Origin of the sequence: Shinella zoogloeoides (genome assembly GCF_003574625.1) — a bacterium.
GTDB lineage: Bacteria > Pseudomonadota > Alphaproteobacteria > Rhizobiales > Rhizobiaceae > Shinella > Shinella zoogloeoides_A.
In genome coordinates this window covers 159,110-185,702 of sequence record NZ_QNUJ01000009.1, presented here as the reverse complement: position 1 = coordinate 185,702, position 26,593 = coordinate 159,110, and the positions used below count along the sequence as shown (strand labels likewise).

The 26,593-nt window shown below is 65.3% G+C and carries 25 protein-coding genes; 7 read left to right on the top strand and 18 right to left on the bottom strand.

All coding sequences use genetic code 11. From position 1 onward, the window contains the following. Nucleotides 1-82: 82 nt before the first annotated feature. Nucleotides 83-4,864, bottom strand: a complete 4,782-nt coding sequence (locus DSD28_RS18680; RefSeq protein WP_119257928.1) for an NAD-glutamate dehydrogenase — start codon at nucleotides 4,862-4,864, stop codon at nucleotides 83-85. A 276-nt stretch (nucleotides 4,865-5,140) separates the two neighbouring features. Here DSD28_RS18680 and pdxY point away from each other — a divergent pair, with 276 nt between their 5' ends. Beyond that, nucleotides 5,141-6,016, top strand: a complete 876-nt coding sequence (gene pdxY / locus DSD28_RS18675; RefSeq protein ID WP_119257927.1) for a pyridoxal kinase PdxY — start codon at nucleotides 5,141-5,143, stop codon at nucleotides 6,014-6,016. A 95-nt stretch (nucleotides 6,017-6,111) separates the two neighbouring features. Next, a complete protein-coding gene (locus tag DSD28_RS18670; RefSeq protein ID WP_119257926.1) occupies nucleotides 6,112-6,753 on the top strand; it encodes a carbonic anhydrase in 642 nt (213 codons plus the stop codon). Between the two features lie 75 nt (nucleotides 6,754-6,828). Here the strand turns inward: DSD28_RS18670 and DSD28_RS18665 are convergent, their stop codons facing one another. Next, nucleotides 6,829-7,650 carry a lytic murein transglycosylase gene (locus DSD28_RS18665; RefSeq protein WP_119257925.1) on the bottom strand — a complete coding sequence of 274 codons (822 nt, stop codon included), beginning with the start codon at nucleotides 7,648-7,650 and terminating at the stop codon, nucleotides 6,829-6,831. A 215-nt stretch (nucleotides 7,651-7,865) separates the two neighbouring features. Next, the gene (locus DSD28_RS18660; RefSeq protein ID WP_119257924.1) at nucleotides 7,866-8,900 is read right to left on the bottom strand and encodes an aspartate-semialdehyde dehydrogenase; all 1,035 of its coding nucleotides are present in this window, start codon (nucleotides 8,898-8,900) and stop codon (nucleotides 7,866-7,868) included. A gap of 482 nt (nucleotides 8,901-9,382) precedes the next feature. On the opposite strand from DSD28_RS18660, the gene DSD28_RS18655 reads away from it, so the two are divergent. Beyond that, nucleotides 9,383-11,272, top strand: a complete 1,890-nt coding sequence (locus tag DSD28_RS18655; RefSeq protein WP_119257923.1) for an MFS transporter — start codon at nucleotides 9,383-9,385, stop codon at nucleotides 11,270-11,272. A gap of 58 nt (nucleotides 11,273-11,330) precedes the next feature. Here DSD28_RS18655 and DSD28_RS18650 read toward each other — a convergent pair whose 3' ends face one another. The 5 genes from DSD28_RS18650 to DSD28_RS18630 form a co-directional block, all read right to left on the bottom strand. Then, a complete protein-coding gene (locus DSD28_RS18650) occupies nucleotides 11,331-12,029 on the bottom strand; it encodes a phosphatase PAP2 family protein (protein ID WP_119258018.1) in 699 nt (232 codons plus the stop codon). A gap of 121 nt (nucleotides 12,030-12,150) precedes the next feature. Next, nucleotides 12,151-13,263, bottom strand: a complete 1,113-nt coding sequence (gene leuB, locus DSD28_RS18645; protein ID WP_119257922.1) for a 3-isopropylmalate dehydrogenase — start codon at nucleotides 13,261-13,263, stop codon at nucleotides 12,151-12,153. A 96-nt stretch (nucleotides 13,264-13,359) separates the two neighbouring features. Beyond that, on the bottom strand, nucleotides 13,360-13,740 hold the full coding sequence (locus tag DSD28_RS18640; protein ID WP_119257921.1) for a RidA family protein: 381 nt from the start codon (nucleotides 13,738-13,740) through the stop codon (nucleotides 13,360-13,362). 4 nt (nucleotides 13,741-13,744) lie between these two features. Then, nucleotides 13,745-14,350 carry a 3-isopropylmalate dehydratase small subunit gene (gene leuD, locus DSD28_RS18635; protein ID WP_119257920.1) on the bottom strand — a complete coding sequence of 202 codons (606 nt, stop codon included), beginning with the start codon at nucleotides 14,348-14,350 and terminating at the stop codon, nucleotides 13,745-13,747. A gap of 146 nt (nucleotides 14,351-14,496) precedes the next feature. Then, complete coding sequence (locus DSD28_RS18630) at nucleotides 14,497-14,745, bottom strand: hypothetical protein (protein ID WP_119257919.1); 249 nt, start codon at nucleotides 14,743-14,745, stop codon at nucleotides 14,497-14,499. Nucleotides 14,746-14,850: 105 nt separating this feature from the next. On the opposite strand from DSD28_RS18630, the gene DSD28_RS18625 reads away from it, so the two are divergent. Next, nucleotides 14,851-15,762, top strand: coding sequence for an HpcH/HpaI aldolase/citrate lyase family protein (locus DSD28_RS18625; RefSeq protein ID WP_119257918.1), 912 nt, complete (start codon nucleotides 14,851-14,853; stop codon nucleotides 15,760-15,762). After that, nucleotides 15,759-15,965 (top strand): DUF1737 domain-containing protein, encoded by a 207-nt coding sequence (locus DSD28_RS18620; protein ID WP_119257917.1) that lies wholly within the window; start codon nucleotides 15,759-15,761, stop codon nucleotides 15,963-15,965. The genes DSD28_RS18625 and DSD28_RS18620 overlap by 4 nt, the downstream gene beginning before the upstream one ends. A gap of 182 nt (nucleotides 15,966-16,147) precedes the next feature. Here DSD28_RS18620 and DSD28_RS18615 read toward each other — a convergent pair whose 3' ends face one another. Further along, nucleotides 16,148-16,582 (bottom strand): metallopeptidase family protein, encoded by a 435-nt coding sequence (locus DSD28_RS18615; RefSeq protein ID WP_119257916.1) that lies wholly within the window; start codon nucleotides 16,580-16,582, stop codon nucleotides 16,148-16,150. Between the two features lie 320 nt (nucleotides 16,583-16,902). On the opposite strand from DSD28_RS18615, the gene DSD28_RS18610 reads away from it, so the two are divergent. Together DSD28_RS18610 and bfr are read left to right on the top strand one after the other, a co-directional pair. Further along, nucleotides 16,903-17,214: a (2Fe-2S)-binding protein gene (locus tag DSD28_RS18610; RefSeq protein ID WP_119257915.1), complete on the top strand. Its 312-nt coding sequence runs from the start codon at nucleotides 16,903-16,905 to the stop codon at nucleotides 17,212-17,214. Next, on the top strand, nucleotides 17,180-17,665 hold the full coding sequence (bfr, locus tag DSD28_RS18605) for a bacterioferritin (RefSeq protein ID WP_119257914.1): 486 nt from the start codon (nucleotides 17,180-17,182) through the stop codon (nucleotides 17,663-17,665). Before DSD28_RS18610 ends, bfr begins: the two co-directional genes overlap by 35 nt. Before the next feature lie 87 nt (nucleotides 17,666-17,752). Here the strand turns inward: bfr and DSD28_RS18600 are convergent, their stop codons facing one another. From DSD28_RS18600 to proB, 9 genes are all read right to left on the bottom strand, one after another. Continuing rightward, nucleotides 17,753-18,280, bottom strand: coding sequence for an RNA pyrophosphohydrolase (locus DSD28_RS18600; protein ID WP_119257913.1), 528 nt, complete (start codon nucleotides 18,278-18,280; stop codon nucleotides 17,753-17,755). Nucleotides 18,281-18,289: 9 nt separating this feature from the next. After that, the gene (locus tag DSD28_RS18595; protein WP_119257912.1) at nucleotides 18,290-19,483 is read right to left on the bottom strand and encodes a divergent polysaccharide deacetylase family protein; all 1,194 of its coding nucleotides are present in this window, start codon (nucleotides 19,481-19,483) and stop codon (nucleotides 18,290-18,292) included. A gap of 70 nt (nucleotides 19,484-19,553) precedes the next feature. Further along, entirely contained in the window at nucleotides 19,554-20,876 is a 1,323-nt protein-coding gene (locus tag DSD28_RS18590; protein WP_119257911.1) for a S41 family peptidase, read from the bottom strand. Further along, nucleotides 20,866-22,296, bottom strand: coding sequence for a murein hydrolase activator EnvC family protein (locus DSD28_RS18585; RefSeq protein ID WP_119257910.1), 1,431 nt, complete (start codon nucleotides 22,294-22,296; stop codon nucleotides 20,866-20,868). Before DSD28_RS18585 ends, DSD28_RS18590 begins: the two co-directional genes overlap by 11 nt. A 140-nt stretch (nucleotides 22,297-22,436) precedes the next feature. Beyond that, nucleotides 22,437-22,919, bottom strand: a complete 483-nt coding sequence (rlmH, locus tag DSD28_RS18580) for a 23S rRNA (pseudouridine(1915)-N(3))-methyltransferase RlmH (RefSeq protein ID WP_119257909.1) — start codon at nucleotides 22,917-22,919, stop codon at nucleotides 22,437-22,439. A 79-nt stretch (nucleotides 22,920-22,998) separates the two neighbouring features. After that, nucleotides 22,999-23,469 carry a ribosome silencing factor gene (gene rsfS, locus DSD28_RS18575; protein WP_119257908.1) on the bottom strand — a complete coding sequence of 157 codons (471 nt, stop codon included), beginning with the start codon at nucleotides 23,467-23,469 and terminating at the stop codon, nucleotides 22,999-23,001. Nucleotides 23,470-23,509: 40 nt separating this feature from the next. After that, nucleotides 23,510-24,118: a nicotinate-nucleotide adenylyltransferase gene (locus DSD28_RS18570; RefSeq protein ID WP_245424876.1), complete on the bottom strand. Its 609-nt coding sequence runs from the start codon at nucleotides 24,116-24,118 to the stop codon at nucleotides 23,510-23,512. Between the two features lie 37 nt (nucleotides 24,119-24,155). Beyond that, complete coding sequence (locus DSD28_RS18565; protein ID WP_119257906.1) at nucleotides 24,156-25,433, bottom strand: glutamate-5-semialdehyde dehydrogenase; 1,278 nt, start codon at nucleotides 25,431-25,433, stop codon at nucleotides 24,156-24,158. Beyond that, nucleotides 25,426-26,592 carry a glutamate 5-kinase gene (gene proB / locus DSD28_RS18560; RefSeq protein ID WP_119257905.1) on the bottom strand — a complete coding sequence of 389 codons (1,167 nt, stop codon included), beginning with the start codon at nucleotides 26,590-26,592 and terminating at the stop codon, nucleotides 25,426-25,428. The genes DSD28_RS18565 and proB overlap by 8 nt, the downstream gene beginning before the upstream one ends. Nucleotide 26,593 lies beyond the last annotated feature (1 nt).

The window sequence follows — 26,593 nt, the reverse complement described above, 5'->3', positions numbered from 1 at the left end:
CCTCTGTTGCGGGGGCGACGACCGCGCCCGTCCTCAAGCCGGCTAACGGAGAATTGGCCCCGTCAGCCGGCAGGGGACTGTCTCATTTCGCCCTTTCCTGTGCAAGGTCGCTCAGGATGCCCGCGGCGACGCTGACCTTGGCGAGCGTGGCCTCGCCCGTCTCCGTCAGCGCCGAGAGGTTCGCCGTCACGCGGGCGAGACGCTCCTTTTCGGCGTTCTGCCAGGCGGCGAGCGGCGCCTTGTCGCCCTTGTGGCGGGCGAGCACGGCGGTCGAAAGATCGCGGCGGGCATTGGCGATGTCGGTGAGGCTGCGCTGGAGGGCGAGGGCCTCGTAGAGATCGCCGGTCGGAATGCGGCCGGCCGCGGAAAGCAGACGGCCGATATTCAGCGCGGAGCTGATACCGGCGAAGGTCTGCGCCGTCTTGCCGAGGGTATCGCCGGTGGCGCCCGCGATCAGCATGACCTCCGGCACGAAGGTCAGCATGGAAAGCGTGGCGATCTCTTCCGCCAGCTCCTCCGGCACGCCTTCGTCCTCATAGGCATGGGCTTTGCGGCGGACCTCGTCGGCCGCTGCTTCCGAGACGAGCGTCGCAAGGTTCGGCCGAAGCTGTTTCAGCGCCTGCTTCAGCTTGTGCACAGCCTGGTCCAGCGGACCGGAGACGGCGCCGGTGGTCAGCAGCAGGCCCGTGACGGAGGCGTAGATGCGGCCGATCTCCTCGTAGAGGTCGTTCTGGACGGAGCCGGAGACCACATTGTCCAGCGCATCGACGCCGGCATAGAGCGCCGGAAGGCCGTAGCCGTCGCGGGCGATGACCGCGGCCTTCACCGCATCGGCCGGGCCGAAGCCGGTGCCGTCGGTGAGGCCGTTGATGAAGGCCGGGCCGCCGCGGTTGATCACCTCGTTGGCGAGAATCGTCGCGATGATCTCGCGGCGCAGGCGATGCGAGCGGATATCGTCCGCATAGGCCTTCTGCATCTTCGCCGGGAAGTAGCCCGTCAGCGTCGGCTCGAAATAGGGTTCGTCCGGCAGGCTGGTGTGGATCAGCTCGTCGAACAGCACCAGCTTGGCATAGGAGAGCAGCACGCCGATCTCCGGCCGCGTCAGCGGCTTGCCGGCCTGGTAGCGCTCGGCGACGGTGCGGTCGTCGGGCAGCGTCTCGACCTTGCGGTTGAGCTGGCCGGCGGCTTCCAGACGATCCATCAGGCGGGTCAGCGGCGCGCGGTTGGCAAGGCCCTGCCGCTCCGTCAGCGAGATCGCCAGCGATTGCAGGTAGTTGTTGCGCAGCACGAGATGGGCCACCTCGTCCGTCATCGAGGCGAGCAGCACGTTGCGCTTGGCGCGCGGCAGCCGCTCGTCGCGCATGGCCGAGGCGAGCGCGATCTTGATGTTCACCTCGACGTCCGACGAGTTCACGCCGGCCGAGTTGTCGATGGCGTCGGAATTGTTGCGTCCGCCCTTGAGGCCGAAGGCGATGCGGCCGCGCTGGGTGACGCCGAGATTCGCGCCCTCGCCGATCACCTTGGCGCGCACATCCTCGCCGACGATGCGGATCGGGTCGTTGGCGCGGTCGCCCACTTCCGCGTCCGTCTCGTTCTGGCCGCGGATATAGGTGCCGATGCCGCCGAACCACAGGAGATCGACGGGGGCCTTCAGGATCGCCGTCATGATCTCGAAGGGCGTCGCCTTGGCTTTGTCGAGGCCGATCACGGCCTGGGCTTCCGGCGTCAGCGTCACGGATTTCTCCGTGCGCGGAATGATCATCGCGCCCTTGGAGAGCACCGAGCGGTCATAGTCCTGCCAGCTCGAGCGCGGCAGGTTGAACATGCGGCGGCGCTCGGCGAAGGACGTGTCGGTGTCCGGCGAAGGATCGATGAAGATGTCGCGATGGTCGAAGGCCGCGACGAGGCGGATCTTGCGCGACAGCAGCATGCCGTTGCCGAAGACGTCGCCCGACATGTCGCCGACGCCGGCGACGGTGAAGGGTGTCTTCTGGATGTCTATGTTCATCTCGCGGAAGTGGCGCTTGACGGTTTCCCACGCGCCGCGGGCGGTGATGCCCATCTTCTTGTGGTCATAGCCCGCCGAGCCGCCGGAGGCGAAGGCGTCGTCGAGCCAGAAGCCGGCTTCCTGGGCAAGCCCGTTCGCCGTGTCGGAGAAGGTCGCCGTGCCCTTGTCGGCCGCGACGACGAAATAGGGATCGTCCCCGTCGATGCGGACCGTATCGGCCGGCGGCACGACGTCCTGGCCGACGATGTTGTCGGTGACGGAGAGCAGCGTGCGGATATAGGTCTTGTAAGCCTCGGTGCCGGCCTTGAAGACGGCGTCGCGGCTGCCGCCGGCGGGAAGCTGCTTGGGATAGAAGCCGCCCTTGGCGCCGACCGGCACGATGACCGCGTTCTTCACCTGCTGCGCCTTGACGAGGCCGAGCACTTCCGTGCGGTAGTCCTGCGCGCGGTCGGACCAGCGAAGGCCGCCGCGGGCGACCTTGCCGAAGCGCAGGTGCACGCCCTCCACTTCCGCGCCGTAGACGAAGATCTCGCGGAAGGGGCGCGGTTCCGGCAGGCCGTCGAGGGCCTTCGGATCGAGCTTGATCGCCAGCGTCTTGCGCGGCCTGCCGTCCGGATCCTTCTGGAAATAGTTCGTGCGCAGCGTCGCCTCTATGGCGTTGACGTAGCGCCGCAACATCCGGTCCTCGTCGAGGCTCGGCACGGCGGCCAGCGCCTCCTCGATTGCGGCGGCGACCTCCGCCGACTTCTTCTCGCGCTGGCGGTCCGAGAGCTTCGGATCGAGGCGGGTCTCGAACAGGCGGAAGAGGTTGGCGGCAATGGCTGGATACTTGTTGAGCGTATCGGCGATATAGCCCTGCGAATAGGCGATGCCGGTCTGGCGCAGGTAGCGCGAATAGGTGCGCAGCGCCATGATCTCGCGGGCGGAAAGGCCGGCGGTGAGGATCAGGCGGTTCAGCGCGTCGTCATCGACCTCGCCGTGCCAGGCCGCGAGGAAGGCTTCCTCCAGCATCGGGCTGAGTCTGGCGAGGTTCACCTCCTGACCGTCACGCTGCCGCAGCTCCATGTCGTGCAGGATGACGCGGCGCTCTTCGCCGTCGAGGCCGGCGACAGTCAGGTCGTGCGTCTGCTCGCTGACCACGCTGAAGCCGAGGTTTTCGAGGAGCGGCACGCGCCTGGAGAGCGAAACCGGCTCGCCGGCATGGAATATCTTCAGCTCGACGGAGGCGAGGTCCGTGTTCCATGCCTTGCGGTAGAAGGCGATGCGGATCGGGTTTTCCGGCGTTGCCGTGGTGATCAGGGCAAGGTCGGCATGGGCCTCGGCCGGGGTGAAGTCCTCCTGGTAGCTGCGGTCCGTGACGAGCTGCAGGCCGTCGGCGCCGGAAAGCGCCTCGAAGCGGTCGGTCCAGCGCGTGGCGATCTCGCGCACGGCCTGTTCGAGCTTGTTCTGCGGAATGCGCGGCGTCTTGCCGCCGGAGCGGCCGATGATGAAGTGGACGCGGGCGAGGCCGCCTTCCGGGAAGGCCGGGTAATAGGCGGAGACGCGGCCGTCATAGGCCGATTTCAGATAGTTGCCGATCTTCTCGCGGACATCCGAATCGTATTGCTCGCGCGGCACGTAGACGATGACCGAGACGAAGCGGTCGAAACGGTCGATGCGCGGCAGGACGCGGATGCGCGGCCGGTCGGAAAGCTCGTTGATCTGCTCGCAGAAGGTGGCGAGCAGGCCGGGATCGATCTGGAAGAGATCGTCGCGCGGATAGGATTCCAGCGTGTTGATCAGCATCTTGCCGGAATGGCTCTTCGGGTCGTAGCCGAAATGCTCGATGACCGTCTCCACCTTGGAGCGCAGCAGCGGGATCTGGCCGGCGGCATGCGTATAGGCGGTGGAGGTGAAGAGGCCGACGATGCGCAGCTCCCCGATGACCTTGCCCTTCTCGTCGAAGCGCTTGAGGCCGACATAGTCCATATAGGCACGGCGGTGGACGAGCGACTTCACATTGGCCTTGGTGACGATGAGGAAATCCGGGCCTTCGAGGAATTCGAGGATTTCCGGCGTCGTCGTCACCGCGTCCTTGCCGAGGCGCAGCACGCGCACGTCGGGATCGGAAAGGATGCCGAGGCCTTCGCCGCCGCGCTCGACGGTCGCCGCCTCGCCCTTGCCGGAATAGGTGTATTCCCGCATGCCGAGGAAGGTGAAGTTGTTGCCGCGCAGCCAGTCGAGGAAGGCGAGCGCCTCGTCCTTGCCGGGCTTGGCCTTGGCATAGCGCTCCATGTCCGCCATGGCGCTGTCGAGCTTCTGCAGCATCGCCGGCCAGTCCTCGACGGCAAGGTGCACCTGCGCGAGCACGGTCTTCACACGCTCGGCGAGTGCGGCGGCCTCGCCGGGCGAGAGTTCGGGCAGGTGGATCTCGATATGGCTGACCCGCTGCCCGGGATCGCTCTCCTCGTCCGGCGAGAAGAGCTTCGGCGCCTCGCCCGGCGCGACGACCAGGATCGGGTGGACGGCAAGGTGGATGTCGCGATGCGTGCTCGTCACCTCGGCCATGACCGAATCGTAGAGGAACGGCTGGTTATGGTCGGTGACGGAGAGGACGGAGACGGGCTCGCCGGCCGGCGTGACGTCCGGCAGCGTCGTCACGGTGACGCGCGGCAAGGTGCCGTCGAAGGCCTCGATCTCGGCCATGGCATGGGCGGCGGCAACGGCCAGCATCTCGCCCGTATAGTGCTCCAGATCATCCTTGCTGGCACGTCCGAAAAGGATGTCCGGCTGGAGCGTCTTTGCGCCGAGGGCGGCTGCTGCGGCCTTTGCGGCCTCGATATGTTTTTCTCGCTTCACGTTGGTCCTGGCACCCATGGAATGCTCCCTCGAATCCGATGCCGGGACGTTAGCAGAAGAAAAAATACCTGCGATGAAATTTGTCGATTTGCGAGAAAATTCAATCGATTTTGTCCAAAACAGGTCAGTTATGCTGTCGTTTTGACGCGAAAACCGGCCTTTTCCGTCGAAAAGCAGCCCAAAACCGGCCGAAGCCGTTCAATGCGGCCATTCCGCCCAACGGGTTTTTCGGCGGCGCCGTTGACAGGCCGAAACCCCCTTGCCATCACTCGGCGAAAGGAAAGGGAGCCGGCTATGGACGAGAGCGAAAAGGGCACGGTCATCGTGATTTCGAGCCATGTGGTGCGCGGCACGGTCGGCAACCGCGCGGCGGTCTTCGCACTCGAAACGCTCGGCCATCCGGTCTGGGCCCTGCCCACGGTCATCCTGCCCTGGCATCCCGGCCATGGGCGCGCGACGCGCGTCCCGATCTCCGCGGAGGACTTCGACGCCATTATCTCCGATCTCATCCGCGCGCCCTGGCGCGGCGAGGTCAAGGCCGTGCTGTCCGGCTATCTCGGCAGCGCGGCGCAGGCCCGGTCCGTCGCGCGGCTCGTCGAGAGCCTTCGTGCGGACAATCCCGACCTCTTCTATATGTGCGATCCGGTCTGCGGCGACGACCGCGGGCTCTATGTCCCGGAAGAAACGGCCGTGGCGATCCGCGACAGCCTGATCCCGCTCGCCTCGGTGGCGACGCCGAACCGCTTCGAGCTATCCTGGCTCGCCGGCACGCCGCTGGAGACGAACGGGGCGATCATCGAGGCGGCGCTTTCGCTCGGCCCGCCGCGCATGCTCGTCACCTCTGCGCTGCCGATGATGGCCGGCAGCACGGGCAATCTCTATCTTTCCGGCCGCGACGCGCTCCTTGCCGAGCACCGGCTCGTGCCGAACCCGCCGAACGGAACGGGCGATCTCCTTTCGGCGATCTTCCTCTCGCGCCTGATGGAGGGCCTGCCGGAAGAGCGGGCGCTGTCGATGGCGACGGCCAGCGTCTTCGAGATCGTCACGCGCACCGCCAAGCGCGGGGCGGACGAGCTGACGCTGGAGCAGGACGCCTCCAGCATCGCGACGCCCATGGCCATGGTGCATATGCGCCGCCTGATGCATCCCACCCAGATGCGCCGTCCGTAAATCGGCCCTTGCGCGGCTCCTTTCAGAGTGGTTTATGCAAAACCGGATGCGGTCTCATCCGGTAGAGATCGCCGGCACGGGAGTATTCCGACACCATGAACCGCTTTCCCGATCGTCTTCTGAACGGCTACCGCAATTTCATGTCGGGCCGCTATTCCGAGCAGTCCGCGCGCTACAGGGCGCTCGCCGAAACGGGCCAGAAGCCCAAGACGCTCGTCATCGCCTGTTGCGACTCCCGCGCCGCGCCGGAGACGATCTTCGACAGCGGGCCGGGCGAGCTCTTCGTGATACGCAATGTCGCCAATCTCGTGCCGCCCTACGAGCCGGACGGCCAGTTCCACGCGACTTCCGCCGCGCTTGAATTCGCCGTGCAGTCGCTGAAGGTCAGCGACATCCTCGTGATGGGCCACGGCCGCTGCGGCGGCATCTCGGCCGCGCTCGATCCGGATGCCGAGCCGCTTTCGCCCGGGGACTTCATCGGCAAGTGGATGGGCATGCTCAAGCCCGTCGCCGAGCAGATCCAGGGCGCGGAGAGCCTGACGCAGGGCGAACGCCAGCGCGCGTTGGAGCGCGTCTCGATCCGCAATTCGCTCGCCAATCTCCGCACCTTCCCCTGCGTGCGCATCCTCGAGGAAAAGGGGCGCATCCAGCTCCATGGCGCCTGGTTCGACATCTCGACCGGCGAACTCTGGATCATGGATGCCACGACGGGCGACTTCAAACGGCCGAGCGCATAAAAAACCCGGCGCGGGGGTCCGCGCCAGGCTCTTTTCCGGATTTCCCAAGCGCCGGCCTACAGGCCGGTCTTCAGGTCAGTTGCCGTCGATTTCCGCGCCGATGATGGCGATCGCGCGCTGGTAGACGCTGGCGGCGTTCCAGCCCTGCAGGGCGCCGAAGTTCGGCTCGCCCGGCTGGTAGCCCGCGCCGGCGCTCCAGCCGTGGCCGCGCAGGAAGTTCGCCGTCGAGGCAAGCGCGTCGGCCTTGGAGCCGACGAGGTCGATGCGGCCGTTGCCGTCGCCGTCGACGCCGTATTTCAGTACGTTCACCGGCAGGAACTGCGTCTGGCCGATTTCGCCATGCGCCGCGCCGCGCGCCGTCGTGCTCAGTGTGCCGTTCTGCACGAGCTGCAGGGCGGCATAGAGCTGGTTGGTGAAATATTCCGGACGGCGGCAGTCATAGGCGAGCGTCGCCACGGCCGAGAGCGTGTGCTCCTTGCCGAGGAAGCCGCCGAAGCCGGTTTCCATGCCCCAGATCGCCAGCAGCGGGCCGGCCGGCACGCCGTAGCGTGCTTCGATGCGCTGGAAGAGCGCGGCATTCTGCTTCTTCAGGCCCTTGCCGCGGCGGATGATCGCCTGGCCGCCGCGCTTCTGCATGAACTGCTCGAGCGAGAGCTTGAAGCTCTTCTGGCCGCGGTCGGCGCGGATCGTTGCGCGGGCATAGTCGACATTGGAAAAGGCCTTGTCCAGCGTCGAGCGGCTGATGCCGCGGCTGGCCGCCTCGCCCTTGAATGCCTCGACCCAGGCCGGAAAACCGCCCGCATCCTTGCCGCACTGGGCGGCTTCGGCCGCCGCCGGCACTGCCGCCGTGGCGATCATTGCGGCCAGCACCTTGGCCACGCTCTTTGTCATGCCCATGAAAAACCCCGTGATCTCTCGTCAAATCCGCTGCGGGAGCATGGCATGCTCCCCGGTTCCTGTCACCGCACCCTGCTTCGGACCGTTCCGGCTCAAAGCAAAGTCCCGATTGTTCTCAAACGGAACAACCGGGACTTTTATTTAAACTTGCTTAACGGAACGTTGCCACTTTTCACCGAAATGCGGAAAGGCACCGTTCCGTCGCTCTTGCGCTATCAGGCGGCCTGCTTCTTCGCCTTGATCAGGCCGCGGGCCACGAGCAGTTCGGCGATCTGGATGGCGTTGAGGGCGGCACCCTTGCGCAGGTTGTCGGAGACGACCCACAGGTTGAGGCCGTTCTCGACCGTCGCGTCCTCGCGGATGCGCGAGATGTAGGTGGCGTCTTCACCAGCCGATTCGTAAGGGGTGATGTAGCCGCCGTTCTCGTGCTTGTCGATGACCTGGCAACCCGGCGCCTCGCGCAGGATCTCGCGGGCTTCGTCCGCCGTGATTTCCTTCTCGAACTCGATGTTGACCGATTCGGAATGGCCGATGAAGACCGGGACGCGCACCGCCGTGCAGGTCACCTTGATCTTCGGATCGAGCATCTTCTTGGTCTCGGCGAGAACCTTCCACTCTTCCTTCGTGTAGCCGTCTTCCATGAAGCTATCGATATGCGGGATGACGTTGAAGGCGATGCGCTTGGTGAACTTCTTCGATTCGATCGGATCGGCGACGAAGACGGCGCGCGTCTGATTGAAGAGCTCGTCCATGCCGTCCTTGCCGGCGCCGGAGACGGACTGGTAGGTCGAGACGACGACGCGCTTGATGGTGGCGCGGTCATGCAGCGGCTTCAGCGCGACGACGAGCTGGGCGGTCGAGCAATTCGGGTTGGCGATGATATTCTTACGGGTGAACCCCGCGATGGCGTCCGGGTTCACTTCCGGAACGATCAGCGGCACGTCGGCGTCGTAGCGCCAGGCCGAGGAATTGTCGATGACGACGCAGCCCTGCGCGCCGATCTTCGGCGAATACTTCTGCGAGACGGTACCGCCGGCTGACATCAGGCAGATGTCAGTGTCGGAGAAATCGTAGTTCTCGAGGTTCTGCACCTTCAGCGTCTTGTCGCCGAAGGAGACTTCGGTGCCCTGCGAGCGGGCGGAAGCGAGCGCCACCACCTCATCGGCCGGGAAACCGCGCTCGGAAAGGATGTTCAGCATCTCGCGGCCGACATTGCCGGTCGCGCCGGCGACTGCGATCTTGAAACCCATGACTAAAGCTCTCTTTCTCTGTCTCTCCGCGGGTCAGGAGGGGAAACCCGCCGGCCGTGACGCGGGTTTCGGTCCCCGGCCATACCGGGGAGAGAGCGGTGGGCCAGAGACGTCAGACGGTTTTCGTCGTCGTTTTGGCCGTTGTTTTGGAAATCGATACGCAATGACGAACCCGTCCGGCGTTGAAGGCCGGAGCGATCATGCGGGCGATGGACAGTCCAAAGCGGTACATGGCGGTTCCCTTGCGTGCGTGCTGAATACGCTCATCTGCCGAAGAGTCAAGTGTTGCATGCGGTCCGGCGCATTTCACCGCCCGCCTCCACTTTAGTCTTACGCCGAAAGTCATAAGCCCAAAGCAGCGCTGATATGACAATTGGTTTTCTGCCATCCTTCCATCAGGCGCACCCTGTCCGGGGTTTGAGGGAGAAACACCGGACCGCATAGGGGCTGCCCCGATACGCCGTTTTGTGGAGGACAAACAAATGGCCAATGTTTCGACCGTGGGCAACGCCAAGGCGTCGTCCATGACGGGCGAGCAGAAGAAGGTGATCTTCGCCTCTTCGCTCGGCACCGTCTTCGAGTGGTACGATTTCTATCTTTACGGTTCGCTGGCGATCTATATCGGCGCAACCTTCTTCAGCCAGTATCCGGAGACGACGCGCAACATCTTCGCGCTGCTCGCCTTCGCCGCCGGCTTCCTCGTGCGCCCGTTCGGCGCGCTGGTCTTCGGCCGCCTCGGCGATCTCGTCGGCCGCAAATATACCTTCCTCGTGACCATCCTGATCATGGGTTTCTCGACCTTCGTCGTGGGCCTCTTGCCCGGCGCCGCCTCGATCGGTATCGCCGCGCCGATCATCCTGATCGCGCTGCGCATGCTGCAGGGCCTGGCGCTCGGCGGTGAGTATGGCGGTGCCGCGACCTATGTCGCCGAGCATGCACCGGACGGCCGGCGCGGCTACTTCACCTCCTGGATCCAGACCACGGCGACGCTCGGCCTGTTCCTGTCGCTGATCGTCATCCTGGCGGTGCAGTTCATCGTTGGCAAGGAGGCTTTCGCGGCCTGGGGCTGGCGCATTCCGTTCCTCGTCTCGGTCGTTCTGCTCGGCGTTTCCGTCTGGATCCGCATGAAGATGAACGAATCGCCCGCCTTCGCGAAGATGAAGGAAGAGGGCAAGGGTTCCAAGGCGCCGCTGACGGAAGCCTTCGGCCAGTGGCGCAATGCCAAGATCGCGCTGCTGGCGCTGTTCGGCGCCGTCGTCGGCCAGGCCGTCGTCTGGTATTCCGGCCAGTTCTACGCCCTGTTCTTCCTGACGGGCGTGCTCAAGGTCGACGGCCAGTCCGCCAACATCATGGTGGCGGTCGCGCTGCTCATCGGCTCCGGCTTCTTCGTCTTCTTCGGCTGGCTGTCGGACAAGATCGGCCGCAAGCCGATCATCATGGCCGGCCTGTTGCTCGCCATGCTGACCTACTTCCCGCTGTTCAAGGCCATGACCTGGGCCGGCAACCCGGCACTGGCGGAAGCCCAGGCGACGATCCGCGCCACGGTCACCGCCGCCCCGGGCGACTGCAAGTTCCAGTTCAACCCGACCGGCACGGCGAAGTTCACCACCTCGTGCGATATCGCCACCTCGTTCCTGACGCAGAACTCCGTTCCCTATGACGTCGTCACCACGGCGCCGGCCGGAACGGCCGCCACGGTCAAGATCGGCGAAGAGACGATCACCAGCTACGACGCCGTTGCTTCGGGCGACGACGCCAAGGCGCACGAGGCGGCCTTCCGCAAGGGCATCAACATCGCGCTTCACGATGCGGGCTATCCGCTGGTTCGCGGCGCGGCGAAGGTTCCGGACTCCAAGCTGGACGCCTTCATCGCGGCCAACCCGGAACTCGGCCTTGATGCGGCTGCCGTTCGCGGCGGCGAGAAGGCCACCATGTCTTCGGCCGATCTCGTTGCCGGCAAGCTGCTGACGGCGGAAGAAGCCGCCGGGGCCGCCGACATGCCGGTCTATACGATCGACAAGGGCGGCGCCTTCACCATGGTCGCCGATCCGGCGCAGGTGAACTGGGTCATGACCATCGCCGTGCTGACCGTCCTCGTGATCTACGTCACGATGGTCTACGGCCCGATCGCCGCCCTGTTGGTCGAGCTCTTCCCGACCCGCATCCGCTACACCGGCATGTCGCTGCCCTACCATATCGGCAACGGCTGGTTCGGCGGTCTGCTTCCGGCGATGGCCTTCGCGATGAGCGCGGCCAAGGGCGACATCTACTACGGCCTCTGGTACCCGATCATCTTCGCGGGCATCACGCTGGTCATCGGCCTTCTCTTCCTGCCGGAAACGAAGGACCGCGACATCCACGCCATGGATTGATCACCCCCCTTCCGATCCGTTCATGGCGAGCCGGCCCGTGGCGACACGGGCCGGCTTTTCATTGGCCTTTCGGCGGCGTCGCGGATTTCGGCAGGGGCCAGCCGCGCGCGTCGAAGCGGAAGAGCCAGTTTGCGCGGGCGAAGAGATAGGCCGTGGCGATGGCCGTCCAGAGGCCGAGCAGCAGGCCGGCGGCCACGTCGCTCGGATAATGCGCGCCGACGACAACGCGCGAGACGCCGATCGCCAGCGCGCCGAGGAGGAAGAGCGGACGCAGGCGCGGCACCAGCATCGAGAAGGCGCCGAAGAAGGCGCCGACGGCCGCCGAGTGGCCGGAGGGAAAGCTGGAATAGAGATCGTCATAGGCAAAGGGCGTGAGGCTGTAGGCGCCGTATTCGGCGAAAAGCGCCGGCCGCGCCCGCCCCACGATCAGCTTGACGAGATGGACGAGCGCGCTCGTCGCGCCGATCGTCAGGAAGAAGTAGAGCGACAGCCGCCCGCCGGTCCTCGCCCGCCCTGCTCTAGTCTCGTCGGCGCTTGCCCGGCCGACGACATAGGTGAGGATGACGAGAAAACCGGAGCCGTAGATCATCCAGCGGAAGGTGCCGAAATCGGTGATGCGCTCGTTGAAGGCGACCACGCCGCGCGGCAGCCCCTGGGCGCGTTCCGACAGCAGCGGATCGAAAGGAACAAGGGCCGCGACGAGGATGGCGGTGGTGGCGAGGATCCAGAGCGAGGAGGTCGCAAGCGATCGGTTCATGGTCATCCCTTGTAACGGCGTTGTTTCCATGTGTTGGCCGCCGCCGGCAATTCAAGGGAGGCAAACGAAAAAGGCTCCCGCTGCGCGTGCAACGGGAGCCTTTTCAGTAATCTGCGAAGGCTCAGGCCGAGAGCTTCCTGAAGGCGGCGAGGATGGCGTCGCCCATCTCGGCGGTGCCGACCTTGCGGCAGCCTTCGGCCATGATGTCGCCGGTGCGGGTGCCGCTGTCGAGGACTTCGGCGATGGCCTTTTCCAGGTTGTCGGCGTCCGCGACCATGTTGAACGAGTAGCGCAGGCACATGGCGAAGGAGGCGATCATGGCGATCGGGTTGGCGATGCCCTTGCCGGCGATATCGGGCGCCGAGCCGTGCACGGGCTCGTAGAGGGCCTTGCGCTTGCCGGTCTTGGCGTCCGGCGCGCCGAGCGAGGCGGAGGGCAGCATGCCGAGCGAGCCGGTCAGCATCGCCGCGACGTCGGAGAGCATGTCGCCGAAGAGGTTGTCCGTGACGATGACGTCGAACTGCTTGGGGGCACGCACGAGCTGCATGCCGCCGGCATCGGCGAGCATGTGCTCGAGCTGCACGTCGGAGTAGCTGCGCTTGTGCGTTTCCGTCACGACCTGGTTCCAGAGCACGCCGGACTTCATGACGTTACGCTTTTCCATCGAGCAGACGCGGTTGCCGCGCGTGCGGGCCAGCTCGAAGGCGACGCCGGCGATGCGCTCGATCTCGTAGGTGTCGTAGACCTGCGTGTCGATGCCGCGCTTCTGGCCGTTGCCGAGGTCGATGATTTCCTTCGGCTCGCCGAAATAGACGCCGCCCGTCAGCTCGCGCACGATGAGAATGTCGAGGCCCTCGACGAGTTCCGGCTTCAGCGAAGAGGCATTGGCGAGCGCCGGATAGCAGATGGCCGGGCGCAGGTTCGCGAAGAGCTTCAGGTCCTTGCGCAGGCGCAGCAGGCCGGCTTCGGGGCGCACCTCGTAAGGAACGGCATCCCACTTCGGGCCGCCGACGGCGCCGAAGAGCACGGCGTCGGCCGCAAGCGCCTTCTCCATGTCGCCTTCCGAGATCGCCGCGCCATGGGCGTCATAGGCCGAGCCGCCGACGAGGCCTTCGTCGGTCTCGAAGCCCGCGCCACGCTCGGCGTTCATATAGGCGATGATCTTGCGGACTTCCGCCATGGCTTCCGGGCCGATGCCGTCGCCGGGCAGAAGGAGGAGGGTACGCGCTGTCATGGGATGTTCCTTGATGTCACGGAAGGGTTGGGCGCTTCTTAGCGCAACTTCCATTCAAGGAAAATCGCCGAAAGGAAAGATTTTTGCGCGGAGGACTCAGCCTCGGCGGAGTGCCGTGACCTCGATCTCGATCCGCATTTCCGGGCGGATCAGATCGCAGACGATCATGGTGGCGGCGGGGCGAATGGCGCCGAACGTCTCGCCGAGGATCGGGAAGACGCGGTCGGCAAAGGCCGCTTCGGTCACGTAGTAGTGGCAGCGTACCACATCGGCGAAGGAGAAGCCGGCGTCTTCGAGAACCCTGCCGATGGTGGAAAGGCAGTTGCGCGTCTGGTCCTCGACGCTTTCGGGCATGGTCATGGTGGCATAGTCGTAGCCGGTCGTGCCGGAAACGAAGCACCAGTTGCCCTCCACGACGGCGCGCGAATAGCCCGCCGTCGTTTCGAAGGGGGAGCCGGACGAGATCAGCCGGCGCACCGGATCACGCCCAGGGGCGCGAAGCTGCGGTCTGCTTCTCGAAGCTGTCGATGGCGGGCGCCTTCTCCAGCGTCAGGCCGATGTCATCGAGGCCGTTCAGGAGGCAATGGCGGCGGAAGGCGTCGATCTCGAAGCCGATGCGGCCGCCGTCGGGGCCGGTGATTTCCTGGGCTTCCAGGTCGACCGTCAGGATGGCGTTGGAGCCGCGGCTGGCGTCGTCCATCAGCTTGTCCAGGTCTTCCTGGCTGACGACGATCGGCAGGATGCCGTTCTTGAAACAGTTGTTGTAGAAGATGTCGGCGAAGCTCGTGGAGATCACGCAGCGGATGCCGAAGTCGAGCAGCGCCCAGGGGGCATGCTCACGCGAGGAGCCGCAGCCGAAATTGTCGCCGGCGACCAGGATCGTCGCGTTCTGATAGGCGGGCTTGTTCAGCACGAAGCTTTCGTTGACGCTGCCGTCCTCGTTATAGCGCGCTTCGGCGAAGAGGCCCTTGCCGAGGCCGGTGCGCTTGATCGTCTTCAGGTAGTCCTTCGGAATGATCATGTCCGTGTCGATATTGACGACGGGGAGCGGCGCGGCGACGCCGGTCAGCTTGACGAACTTGTCCATGCGGAAACCCTCGAAATGCGGTGATGTCGGTTGGCCAAGCGTTTAGATCAGTTTCCCCGGAATTTGAAGGAGAATCTTGATCGCCGGCCGCAAACGCAAAGACCGGGCGTGCGCGACGCCCGGTATCCTGCCGGAAGAAGGCTTCCTCAGAGGTCGATGATCGTGCCCCGGCCGTCGTTCCAGATGCGCGGTTCGCGCTGGCCGGGTGCCCTGCGGTCGTTGCGCGCGGTGGCGCGGACGGGGGCCGGCTGGAGCTTGTTCGCGAGCATGGAGCCGAGCATCAGCACGGTGACGATGCCGGCGATGGCAAGGCCGATGGAGGCCGCGAACAGGAAGGTCGCGCCGGCGACCAGCATGGCGAAGACGGTGAAGACGATGGAGCGGATGCGCTGCATTGATTTGCCCTTTCTATGACAGCAATGTGGGGGGTGATTTTGTTCATTGCAAGGCCGAACCTGCAGGCGCTTGCGGGCTGCGACAAAGCGCGGCAAAAAGGACGGATGAACAGGACACCGCACCATCATCCGCTTCGCCTGCGCCGCTCGGTACTGAGCGTTCCCGCCGTCAATCCGCGGGCGCTCGCCAAGTCCGCCTCGCTCGATTGCGATGCGATCATCTTCGACCTCGAGGATTCCGTGCTGCCGGAGAAGAAGGCCGAGGCGCGCGCGGCGTTGGTCGCGCATTTTTCGACGCTCGACCGATCGGGCGGCCGGGAGCATGTCATCCGCATCAATCCGCTCGACGGCCCGGACGGCGTGCTGGACCTCGAAGCGGTGCTCGACTGCATGCCCGATGCGGTGCTGCTGCCCAAGGTCAGCGAGCCGCAGGACGTGCTCACCGTCGCCGACTGGCTTTCCGAGGCGGGCGTCGACGACGGCCCGCGCCTCTGGGCGATGATCGAGACGGCGGCCGCGCTCCTCAACCTTGCGGCCATCGCCGAGACGGGGCGCACCCATGGCGGCCGGCTCGACTGCTTCGTCGTCGGGCTCAACGACCTGCGCAGGGAAACCGGCATCGCCGATATTCCGGGCCGCCCCTTCCTCGTGCCGCTGCTGCTGCAGGCGGTCGTCGCGGCGCGCGCCTGCGGGCTTGATGTCATCGACAGCGTCTTCAACGATTTTGCCGACGAGGACGGGTTCGCGGCGGAATGCCGGCAGGGACGCCAGATGGGTTTTGATGGCAAGATGCTCATCCATCCGACGCAGATCGCCGGGGCCAATGCGGCCTATGGCGTGACGGAGGCGGAGGCCGCCGAGGCTCTTGCCATCGTCGCCGCCTTCGGTGCGCCCGACAATGCGGGCAAGGCCGTCGTCAATATCGCCGGCCGCATGGTGGAAAAGCTCCATGCCGAGCAGGCCGAGCGCCTTCTCGCCAAGGCCGACCTCATCAACGAGAGAAAGAAGAACGCATGAAAGTCTACCGCTTCCTGACCGGCCCCGACGATGCCTCCTTCTGCCACAAGGTCACGCTGGCGCTGAACAAGGGCTGGGAGCTGCACGGCTCGCCGAGCTACGCCTACAATGCGGAGGCGAAGATCATGCAATGCGGCCAGGCTGTGGTGAAGGACGTGCCCGGCAAGGAGTATACGCCGGATATCAAGCTTTCGGAGCAGTAAGAGACGCTGCGGAACAGCGGACTGTACGCTGTCAGAGTCGGTCGCCTTCCTCTCCATTGTCATCCTCGGGCTTGACCCGAGGATCCACGCGGCATCCGCGGTATGGATGGTCGGGTCAGGTCCGATCATGACGATAGAGAGGTAGCAGGCTTTTCGATACGGGCGGGTTTCGTACGGCCGCCCTACCCTGCCGCGATCTCCGCGCTCGCCTCGATGCGCTCCATGTCGTCGTCCGACAGGCCGAAATGGTGGCCGATCTCGTGGATGAGGACATGGGTGATGATGTCGCCGAGCGTTTCCTCGTTCTCCGCCCAGTAATCGAGGATCGGGCGGCGGTAGAGGGTGATGCGGTTCGGCATCTCGCCGGTCTCGACCGTGAAGCGCTCGCTGATGCCGCGGCCCTCGAAGAGGCCGAGCAGGTCGAAGGGCGTTTCCAGCGCCATGTCCTCGAAGACGTCGTCGCTCGGGAATTCGGCGATCTCGATGATGAGGTTGCCCGTCAGCGCGCGGAACTCCTCCGGCAGGTGGCCGTAAGCCTCCAGCGCCAGGGATTCGAAGGTGCTGATGGTCGGGGCGTGGCGGGTCTGCCAATCCTCGGTCTGGTCGATGCGGGCCATGGGCACTCCTTTGCCCGTCATATAGACGATTTTCAGCGTTTTTCGAGGGGCGAATTTGGGTGTGCCGTGTTGCGCGCTGCGAAGGCTCTTGCCGACGGTCGTCTGCAACAAAACGTGATCGGTCAGTTTGCCGCAGCAAGCCCGGGGTCTGCATTCGATGAAAATCCGTAACCGACTGAAAAGGCGATATCTTTTGTCAAGATTAGAACAGCTCTAAACGAATCGGGCGGCGAGACTGCCCGGTTCATTCTTGACAACGAATATCCTCTTTTGCTTAATCCCCGGAAATTCAGGACTTTGCGTATAGCAGGCAAGACGAAATGCTGGTTTGCAGCTGCAACTTCATCACCGAAAAAGAAATCGTCGACGTGATCAACGGCCTTCTCGACGAGGACTGTTGGCAGCTCATCGTGCCTGCAAAGGTCTATCACGCCATGCAGAAGCGCGGCCGTTGCTGCGGCTGCTTCCCCAACGTGGTCGATATCATCATTCGGACGACCGAAGCGTATCACGCCCGTCGTGACTCGACGGATGCCGAGATATTTGATTTCATGACCCGCCTCAAACAATTCCATGAAGAGAACAGGAGAGCGGATCTTGAAAGGCGACAAAAAGGTCATCGAGCAGCTTAACGAAGCGCTCTATCTCGAGCTGGGTGCTGTCAACCAGTACTGGCTCCACTACCGCCTTCTCGAGGACTGGGGTTACACGCTTCTCGCCAAGAAGGAGCGTGCCGAGTCCATCGAAGAGATGCAGCACGCCGACAAGCTCGTCGCCCGCATCATCTTCCTCGAAGGCCACCCGAACCTGCAGACCGTCGCACCGCTGCGCATCGGCCAGAACGTCAAGGAAGTCCTGGAAGCCGACCTTGCCGGCGAATACGACGCCCGCGCGGCCTACAAGAAGTCGCGCGACATCTGTCACGCGGCCGGCGACTATGTCACCATGAAGCTGTTCGAAGAATTGCTGATCGACGAGGAAGGCCATATCGACTTCCTCGAAACCCAGCTCGAACTGCTCGGCAAGCTCGGCGAGGAAAAATACGGCCAGCTCAACGCAGCGCCGGCCAACGAAGCCGAATAGGCTTTCAATTCCCGCAGATATGGAAAACCCCGGCTTTGCCGGGGTTTTTTGTTGCCGGTGGCGCGGCGGCTTGCCTCTTGGCCCCGATCAGGGCGCCAGATGCGCGAAGGTCGAGACGACCTCCTCGTAGACCTTGCGCTTGAAGGGCACGATCAGCTCCGGCAGGTCGCGCATCGCCTTCCATTCCCAGGCGTCGAACTCGGCCTCGTGGCCGCCGGGCGGCGGGTTGATGGCGATCTCGCTTTCGCCGCCTTCGAAGCGGAAGGCGAACCAGCGCTGCGTCTGGCCGCGATACTTGCCCTTGAGGCCGATCCCGATCAGGTGGGTGGGCAGGTCGTAGTTGATCCAGCGCCCGGCGTCGGCGAGGAGCGACACGCTCTTCATGCCGGTCTCCTCGTAGAGTTCGCGGTAGGCGGCCTCCAGCGGGTCCTCGCCCTTGTCGATGCCGCCCTGCGGCATCTGCCAGAGCTGCGGCGAGCCGTCATATTCGGAATTGCCGACAGCCAGGCGCCGGCCGGCCCAGACCCTGTTTTCGGCGTTCAGCACCATGATGCCGACGCAGGGGCGATACGGCAGGTCCTCGGCCCGAACCACCTTGTCCTTATCCTTGCCCATTGAGATGTCCTATTTTCTGGCGGGAACGGCTGCGAGCGACGCGACGCCGACGATCTCGATGCCGCGGGTCTCCGCTTCCTCGCACCATTTGCCGATGGCGTCCACACTTTCGTCGAAGGCCGAGGCGATGCCGATCGCCGTGCCGTTGCGGCGAGCGATGCGCTCCAGCTCGTCGAGCTTCTTCAGCACCGCCTCGCGGGAAAGGTCGGCGTCGAGCTGGAGGTCGGCGAAGGCGTGCGGAGCCTCCACCGCCCCGGCGATCGTGCCGGAAAGCGACTGGGCGGAGCTGCCGTCGTCGAGGAAGAGCAGGCCGCGGCTGGCCACATCGCGGATCACCGGCTCCAGCGCGTCGGCATCGGCAAGGAAGCGCCCGCCCATGAAGTTCACGAGGCCGGTATAGTTGGTGATCTTCGCCATGGCGCGGTGCAGTTCGGCAAGGTTCTGCGTCTCGCTGAAATCCGTGCGCAGCGTATAAGGGCCGGGATCGTTCTGCGGATAGTCGAAGGGTTCCAGCGGCATCTGCAGGAGGATTTCATGGCCGCCGCGGCGAGCTTCCTGCATCCAGCGCGAAAGGCTGTTGCCGCTGGCGGCAAAAGCGAGCGTCACTTCCGCCGGCAGCTCGCGGATGGCGCGTTGCGTGCCCGTCTGGCTGAGGCCGAGGCCGCCGACCACGATGGCGATGCGCGTGCCGCGCGCGCCGGACCAGGGCCGGGCATACTGGTCCATCGGCCGCGTGCCGTCGAGGCCGATGACGGGAATCTTGCCGTCCGAGGTCTCTTCCAGCAGGGCGTCGTTGGGGAAGGCCGCGGTGCGCGGATCCTGGCCGATGCGGTTCGCCTCGATGAGGAGCGGTCCTTTGCCGTCGCGCGTGCCGGGAGAATAGGTGCGCACGACATTGCCGTCGTCGGTCGTCGTTTCCTCGACGCGGGCGCCGGAAAGGCCGTTTGCGCGCCGCACGCCGCCCTTCGCCTCGGCGGTTTTCTGGTCGGCCTTGTCGGCCGCCGCATGGGCGTCTTCGGAAGGAGGCGTGAAAGGCGTGGTGGCAAGGCTGCTCGGCGCCAGCGCCGTCCAGCCGGAAAAGCCGAGAAGGCCGGCGACGACGAGCGCGGACACAAGGGTGCCGGCGGAGAACCGGGAGGGTCCCGCCGGTCCGGGCCTTGCCTTGCGGTCCTGGCCGAGAGGTGCGTGAATATCTGTGCCCAAGGTCAGTCCGCGCTGGCCGAAAGGTGCGGGGGAAACAGGGCCTGCCGACGGCGGGCCCTGCGCAGATGTCTTACTTCTTCAGCTCGGCCTTTTCCGGATTGGCCGGGAAGGACGGGTCGGTCTTCTGGCCGCGCAGCAGTTCCAGCGCATACTGAAGCTGGACGTCGTCCTTGGCTTCCGGCGGAACGTAGGCGGAGGAACCGGAGCCCTGGTCCGTCTCGCTCTGGCCCTGGATATGGCCGCGCAGGCTCGATTCGCTGGCGTTCTCGACCTTGCCCTGCAGTTCCGGCGGCAGCGGCTGGTCGATCGTGATGTCCGGCGTGATGCCGGTGCCCTGAATCGATTTGCCGGACGGCGTGTAGTAGAGCGCCGTCGTCAGGCGCAGCGCGCCGGCGTCGCCCATCGGAATGATGGTCTGGACCGAGCCCTTGCCGAAGGAACGGGTGCCGACGACGGTGGCGCGGCGCAGATCCTGCAGCGCGCCCGCGACGATTTCCGAGGCCGAGGCCGAGCCGCCGTTGATCAGCACGACCACCGGCTTGCCGTCGGAAAGGTCGCCCGGCGAGGCGTTGAAGCGACGGGTCTCGTCTTCGTTGCGGCCGCGGGTCGAAACGACCTCGCCGCGCTCGAGGAAGGCGTCGGAAACGTTGATCGCCTGGTCGAGCAGGCCGCCCGGATTGAGGCGGAGGTCCAGCACGTAGCCCTTCAGCTTGTCGGCCGGGACCTGTTCCTTGATCTTGGCGATGGCGGTTTCGAGGTCGTCGAAGGTCTTCTCGGTGAAGGAGATGACGCGCAGGTAGCCGACATCGTTCTCGACGCGGAACTTCACGGCCTTCACGGCGATGATGTCGCGCTTGATGGTCAGCTCGATCGGCTTGTCGGCGCCCTTGCGGATCAGCGTCAGCTTGATCGGCGTGTTGACGGCGCCGCGCATCTTCTCGACCGCGTCTTCCAGCTTCAGGCCGCGGACGTCCTGGCCGTCGATCTTCGAGATGAAGTCGCCGGCAAGAACGCCGGCGCGGGCGGCCGGCGTGTCGTCGATCGGCGTAATGACCTTGACGAGTTCGTCTTCCATCGTGACTTCGATGCCGAGGCCGCCGAACTCGCCGCGCGTCTGGGTGCGCATGTCCTCGGCGTCCTTGGCATTCATGTAGGAGGAATGCGGATCGAGCGAGGAGAGCATGCCGTTGATGGCATTCTCGATGAGCTGGTCTTCCTTCGGCGGCGTCACATACTGGGCGCGCACGCGTTCGAACACGTCACCGAAGATGGACAGTTCGCGATAGGTCGACGAACCGGCTGCTTCCGCGGGCAGGGTTACCGTGTTGATGACGCTCATGGCCGTAGCACCCATGAGTGCACCGACAATAACAAGTGAAGCCCTACGAATCATTGCGTGCCTTTCCAGATTTCTTGGCGGACCACCACGGCCGGGAATCAACCGGTTTTCCGTTCTTTCGGAATTCAATGTAAAGTGTCGGCTTGTCCGTTTCCAGCGCCAAAGCGTTGACACTCGCGACCCTTTTTTCACCCATCACGGCGAGCGGTTCTCCCGCCACGACGAACTGACCCTCCCGCACGCTCACCCTGTCCATGCCGGAAAGCACGAGATGGTAGCCTTCTCCGGCATTCAGGATGATCATGCGCCCGTAACTGCGAAACGTTCCGGCAAAGACGATCCATCCGTCCGAGGGAGCCGTGACCAGCGCGCCCGGATTGGCCGCCAGCGTCAGCCCCTGCGAATCGTGGCCGGTGCCGTCCGCCTCGCCGAACTGGCGCAGCACGTCTCCCGCCACGGGATAGTCGAGTTTTGCCTGCAACTGCGAAAATTCGTATGCCGGAGCAATGCGGTTTTTGTCGGGCACGCTGTCGCGGGCGAGAGCCCTCGCCTTCTCGCGTTCCGCCTCGCTCTGTCCGCGCCGTTCCTCTTCCCTGGCGCGGGCCAGCGCAGCGGCGTCGCGCACCGAGCCGATCTCCTGCTCCAGGCTGCCGATCAGCCCTTCGAGGCTGGTTGCGCGGGCGGCCAGTTCCTCCGCGCGGCGCCGTTCGGCGGCGAGTGTGCGGGCATTGGTCTCGGTCAGCGCCTCGTTCTCGGCGATCAGCATTTCCGAGCGCTTCTCCTCCTCGATGCGCACCTGCATGGCGTCGGTCAGCTCGGTTCTTTCACGGTCGATATTGCTCTTGATGTCCATCAGCGCGGCAAGGTCGTCGATGAGCGCATCCGTCTCCTTGCGGATGCCGGGCACGACGGCGCCGAGCAGGATGGCGCTACGCACCGAGGAAAGCGCGTCTTCCGGGGTCACGAGGAGGGCGGGCGGCGGGTTTCGCCCCATGCGCTGGAGCGCGGCGAGCACTTCGGCGAGCAGGCCGCGCCGCTCGTGCAGCGAGGCGCGCACGCCGGCTTCCCGGTCGCGCATGCCCTCCAGCCGCTTCTCGCCGTCGAGGATCTTCTCCTCCATCGCCTTGCGCCTGGCCGCCGACTGGACGATCGCCTCGCGCAGGCTCTGGCGCGACTTGTCGAGATTGGCGATCTCCGCTTCGAGTTGCCTGGTCTTTTCCGACGAAACGGTGATCGACTGGGAAAGGGCGTCAAGCTCCCGGCGCGTGCTGTCGCGGCGAAGGGCGAGCGCCGCGGCGGGATCGGGCTCGGCTTTCGGCAGTGAGCCGGTCTTTTCCAGCGCGACGGATGTCTCGTTGGGCTCGGCGGCGAGCGGGTGGGGAAGGAGGGCCAGCGACAGGGCAGCCGAGAGCATGGCCGGCCGCAGCAGGCGGCTGACACCTTCACCCGGATTGGCTGTGCCGGTCTTCCTCATCGCGTTCCGAACATTTTTTGGGCCGAACGTTTTGCTGGACCTGCTCTATGCTGATTTGCCGATTTCGCCAACAAACAGCGCCAAAAATACGGCCTCCGCCATCATGGGGCGCGAGGCTTGCGCGGCCATGACGCTATCCGTCAGCTGCGGTGGTAGGGATGGCCGGAGAGGATGGTGACGGCGCGGTAGAGCTGTTCGGCCAGCAGAATGCGCACGAGCTGGTGCGGCCAGGTCATCTTGCCGAGGCAGAGCGTGGCGTTGGCGCGCTCGTAAAGGGCGGGGTCGAGCCCGTCTGCACCGCCGATGGCGATCATCAGCTCGCGTTTGCCGGAATCGCGGAAGCCGGCGAGAAGATCGGCAAAGGCCGGGGAATCGAGCGATTTGCCGCGCTCGTCGAGCAGGATCAGCACGGCGCCGTCGGGCAGCGCCTTTTCCAGCATGGCCGCTTCCTCGCGCTTGCGCGTCTCGGCATTGCCGGCCCGGCTTTCGCCGACTTCGGCGAGCTTGCCGAGTTCGAGGCCGATGGCGGGACCGGCCTTCGCGAAACGGTCGATATAGCGGGCCGCAAGTTCCTTCTCAGGGCCGGCCTTCAGCCGTCCCACCGAAAAAAGTCCAACCCGCATCGCCTCAAGCCCTGTCCGTTCGGGTGACGCGCAGCCGCGCCACCGCCTGCTTTCGCCGGACAGGTGCCCGGCGTCTGGATTAGTGTACCGTGCCGTCCTCGATCTCGGGAGCCGCCCACATCCGTTCGATGTTGTAGAACTCCCGGACTTCCGGCCGGAACACGTGGATGATGATATCGCCCGTGTCGATCAGCACCCAGTCGCCCGCCTCCAGGCCTTCGACGCGGGCATTGCCCAGGCCTTCGTCCTTGAGATCGGTGATGAGGTGATCGGCGATCGCCATGACATGACGGTTCGAGCGTCCGGACACGACCACCATGTAGTCGCCCAGCGCCGATTTTCCGGCAATGTTGATGGTGACGATATCTTCCGCCTTGGAGTCCTCGAGGCTTGCGAGGACCAGTTGAAGGGCCCGGTCGGCGGCATCATCGCCCCTTCCCGCGCTCCTGGAGAAAACGCCGACGACGTTTCCCTTTGCGTGCACTGTTGTCAGGTTCGTTCCTTTCTGGATACAAGCAGCACGTCCCGTACCGGCAAAACGCGCCGGCACCTACCAAATGTAGGCACCGATGGGGGGCAGTTTCAAGACGTCACTTCTGAGGGATGGTTTTCTCTAGCGTCGCGCCCTTGCGCAGCGCCGTGGAACTGAGGGCCGAGCGTGGCCCATGGATGAAGGTCCAGGCCGGCGCCGGGCGGCCGGGAAGCGACATGGCATCCTCCTCGTCGACCCGGGCATGGTCGAAGGTCTTGGCCATGCGGGAGGATAGATAGGAGAGCGTCGAGCCCGGCCGGTCGATGACGGCGATGGGGAAGGTGCAGGCGATCTTCCGCCAGTTCTGCCAGTGATGGAAGGTGCCGAGATTGTCGGCGCCCATGATCCAGACGAAATTCACGCCGCGGTTCAGCGCTTGGACCCGTTCGAGCGTCTTGGCCGTGTAGCTCTGGCCGAGCCGCTTCTCGAAGGCCGTCACCTTGACGCGCGGACCGGGTGCGATGGCCTCGCTGAGGCGGATGCGCTCGGCGAGCGGGGCCAGTTCCCGGTGGTCCTTCAGCGGGTTGCCGGGCGTCACCATCCACCAGAGCTGGTCGAGGCCGAGGCGGCGCAGCGCGGTTTCCGCGACGAGCGCATGGCCCTGGTGCGGCGGGTTGAAGGAGCCGCCGAAAAGGCCCACCGACATGCCTTTCTCGACATGGGGCATCCTGAGGTAGCGCTCTGCAACCGTGTCCGCCGTCACCTCAGGGCCGCACCTGTCCGGTGCCGCGCACGCGGTATTTGAAGGAGGTGAGCTGCTCGACGCCGACGGGGCCGCGCGCATGCATCTTGCCGGTGGCGATGCCGATCTCGCCGCCCATGCCGAACTCGCCGCCATCGGCAAACTGGGTGGAGGCATTGTGCAGGAGGATGGCCGAATCGATTTCCGTGAAGAAACGCTCGACGACGGCGGGATTCTCGGCGATGACGGCTTCCGTATGGGCGGAGGACCATCGGTTGATGTGCTCGATCGCGCCGGAAATGCCGTCGACCAGCGAGACCGAGAGGATGGCGTCGAGATATTCCGTCGACCAGTCCGCTTCCGTCGCGGCAACGAGGTTCGGGATGTGGGCGCGGATTTCCTCCGTCGCGCGCACTTCGCAGCCGGCGGCGACAAGGCCTTCGACCAGCGGGGCGAGATGGGTGTCTGCGACGGCACGATCGATCAGCAGCGTCTCCATCGAACCGCAGATGCCCGTGCGGCGCATCTTGGCATTGACGGCGATCTTCTTCGCCATGTCCAGATCGGCGGACTTGTCGACGTAGATATGGCAGAGGCCTTCGAGATGGGCGAAGACCGGCACGCGCGCCTCGCTCTGCACGCGGGCGACGAGGCTCTTGCCGCCGCGCGGCACGATGACGTCGATGGCGCCGCCAAGGCCGGACAGCATGGCGCCGACGGCGGCGCGGTCCGTCACCGGCACATACTGGATCGCATGTTCCGGAAGGCCGGCGGCCTTCAATCCGGCGACGAGGCAGGAATGGATCGCCTGCGATGAATTCACGCTGTCCGAGCCGCCGCGCAGGATCACGGCATTGCCGGCCTTCAGGCACAGCGCGCCGGCATCCGCCGTCACGTTCGGACGGCTCTCGTAGATGACGCCGATGACGCCGAGCGGCGTGCGCACGCGCTCGATATGAAGGCCATTCGGCCGGTCCCATTCGGCGATGACGTCGCCGACAGGGTCCTTGAGCGCGGCGATGTCGCGGATCGCGCCGGCAATGCCTTCGATGCGCTCGGCCGTCAGCGTCAGCCGGTCGATGAAGGAGGCCGCGACGCCGCTTTCCTTCGCATTGGCAAGGTCGATGGCATTGGCGGCAAGGATCGCCTCGCGATGCGCGAGGATTTCCGCAGCCATGGCTTCAAGGGCGCGGTTCTTCTGATCGGCCGTGGCGATGGCGAGCGGGCGGGCGGCGGCGCGGGCGTTGCGGCCGATTTCGGCCATCAGGCTGTCGATGTCGGTCTTCACCTGGTCAAGCATGGCTCAAATCCCTCCCCGCCTCGGTGGCGACAGGCAGCCCGGTCACCACGAGATCGTCCCTGTGCACCATCGCGGCGCGCCCGGCATAACCGAGAATGGCGGCGATATCGGCCGATTTCCTGCCGACGATCAGCCGCGCTTCATCGGCATCGTAGCCGGCAAGGCCGCGCGCGATCTCGCGCCCGCTCGCGCCGTAGATCGAAACCGTGTCGCCGCGCGAGAACGAACCCCAGACGCCGCGCACCCCGGCGGGCAGCAGGCTCTTGCCGGCCGAAAGCGCCGTTTCCGCGCCCGCATCGATTTCCAGCCGTCCGGCCGGCTGCAACTGCCCGGCAATCCACGTTTTCCGCGCGGTAACGGGCGAACCCGAGGGGGCGAACCAGGAGGAGCGCGCACCCTCTTCGATGGCGCGCAGCGGATGGTCGACCTTGCCCGAGGCGATGATCATGGCGCAGCCCGCGCCCGTCGCGATCTTGCCGGCGTCGATCTTGGTGCGCATGCCGCCGCGCGACAGTTCCGAGGCCGCACCGCCCGCCATCGCCTCGATCTCCGGCGTGATGGCGTCGATGGTCTCAAGGAAACGCGCCTCGGGGTCGAGATGCGGCGGGGCCGTGTAGAGCCCGTCGATATCCGAGAGCAGAACCAGCAGGTCCGCGCCCGTCATCGTGGCGACGCGAGCGGCGAGCCGGTCGTTGTCGCCATAGCGGATTTCCGTCGTCGCGACCGTGTCGTTCTCGTTGATGATCGGCACGGCGCCGAGCTTCAGGAGCTGGTTGATCGTCGCGCGGGCGTTGAGATAGCGGCGGCGCTCTTCCGTGTCGCCCAGCGTCAGCAGGATCTGCCCGGCGACGATGCCGTCAGCCGAAAGGCTTTCCGACCAGGCGCGGGCAAGCGCGATCTGGCCGACGGCTGCTGCCGCCTGGCTTTCCTCCAGCTTCAGCGCGCCGGCCGGCACCTTCAGCACCGAGCGGCCGAGCGCGATGGCGCCTGAGGAGACGACGAGAACGTCCGTGCCGCCGGCCCGGAGCGCCGCGATATCCCGGCACATGGCGTCGAGCCAAGCCTTCTTCAGGCCGCTCGCCCGGTCGACGAGCAGTGCCGAGCCGATCTTGATCACAATCCGGCGGTATTTTCCGAGCGGTTTGCGGTTCTTCGTCATC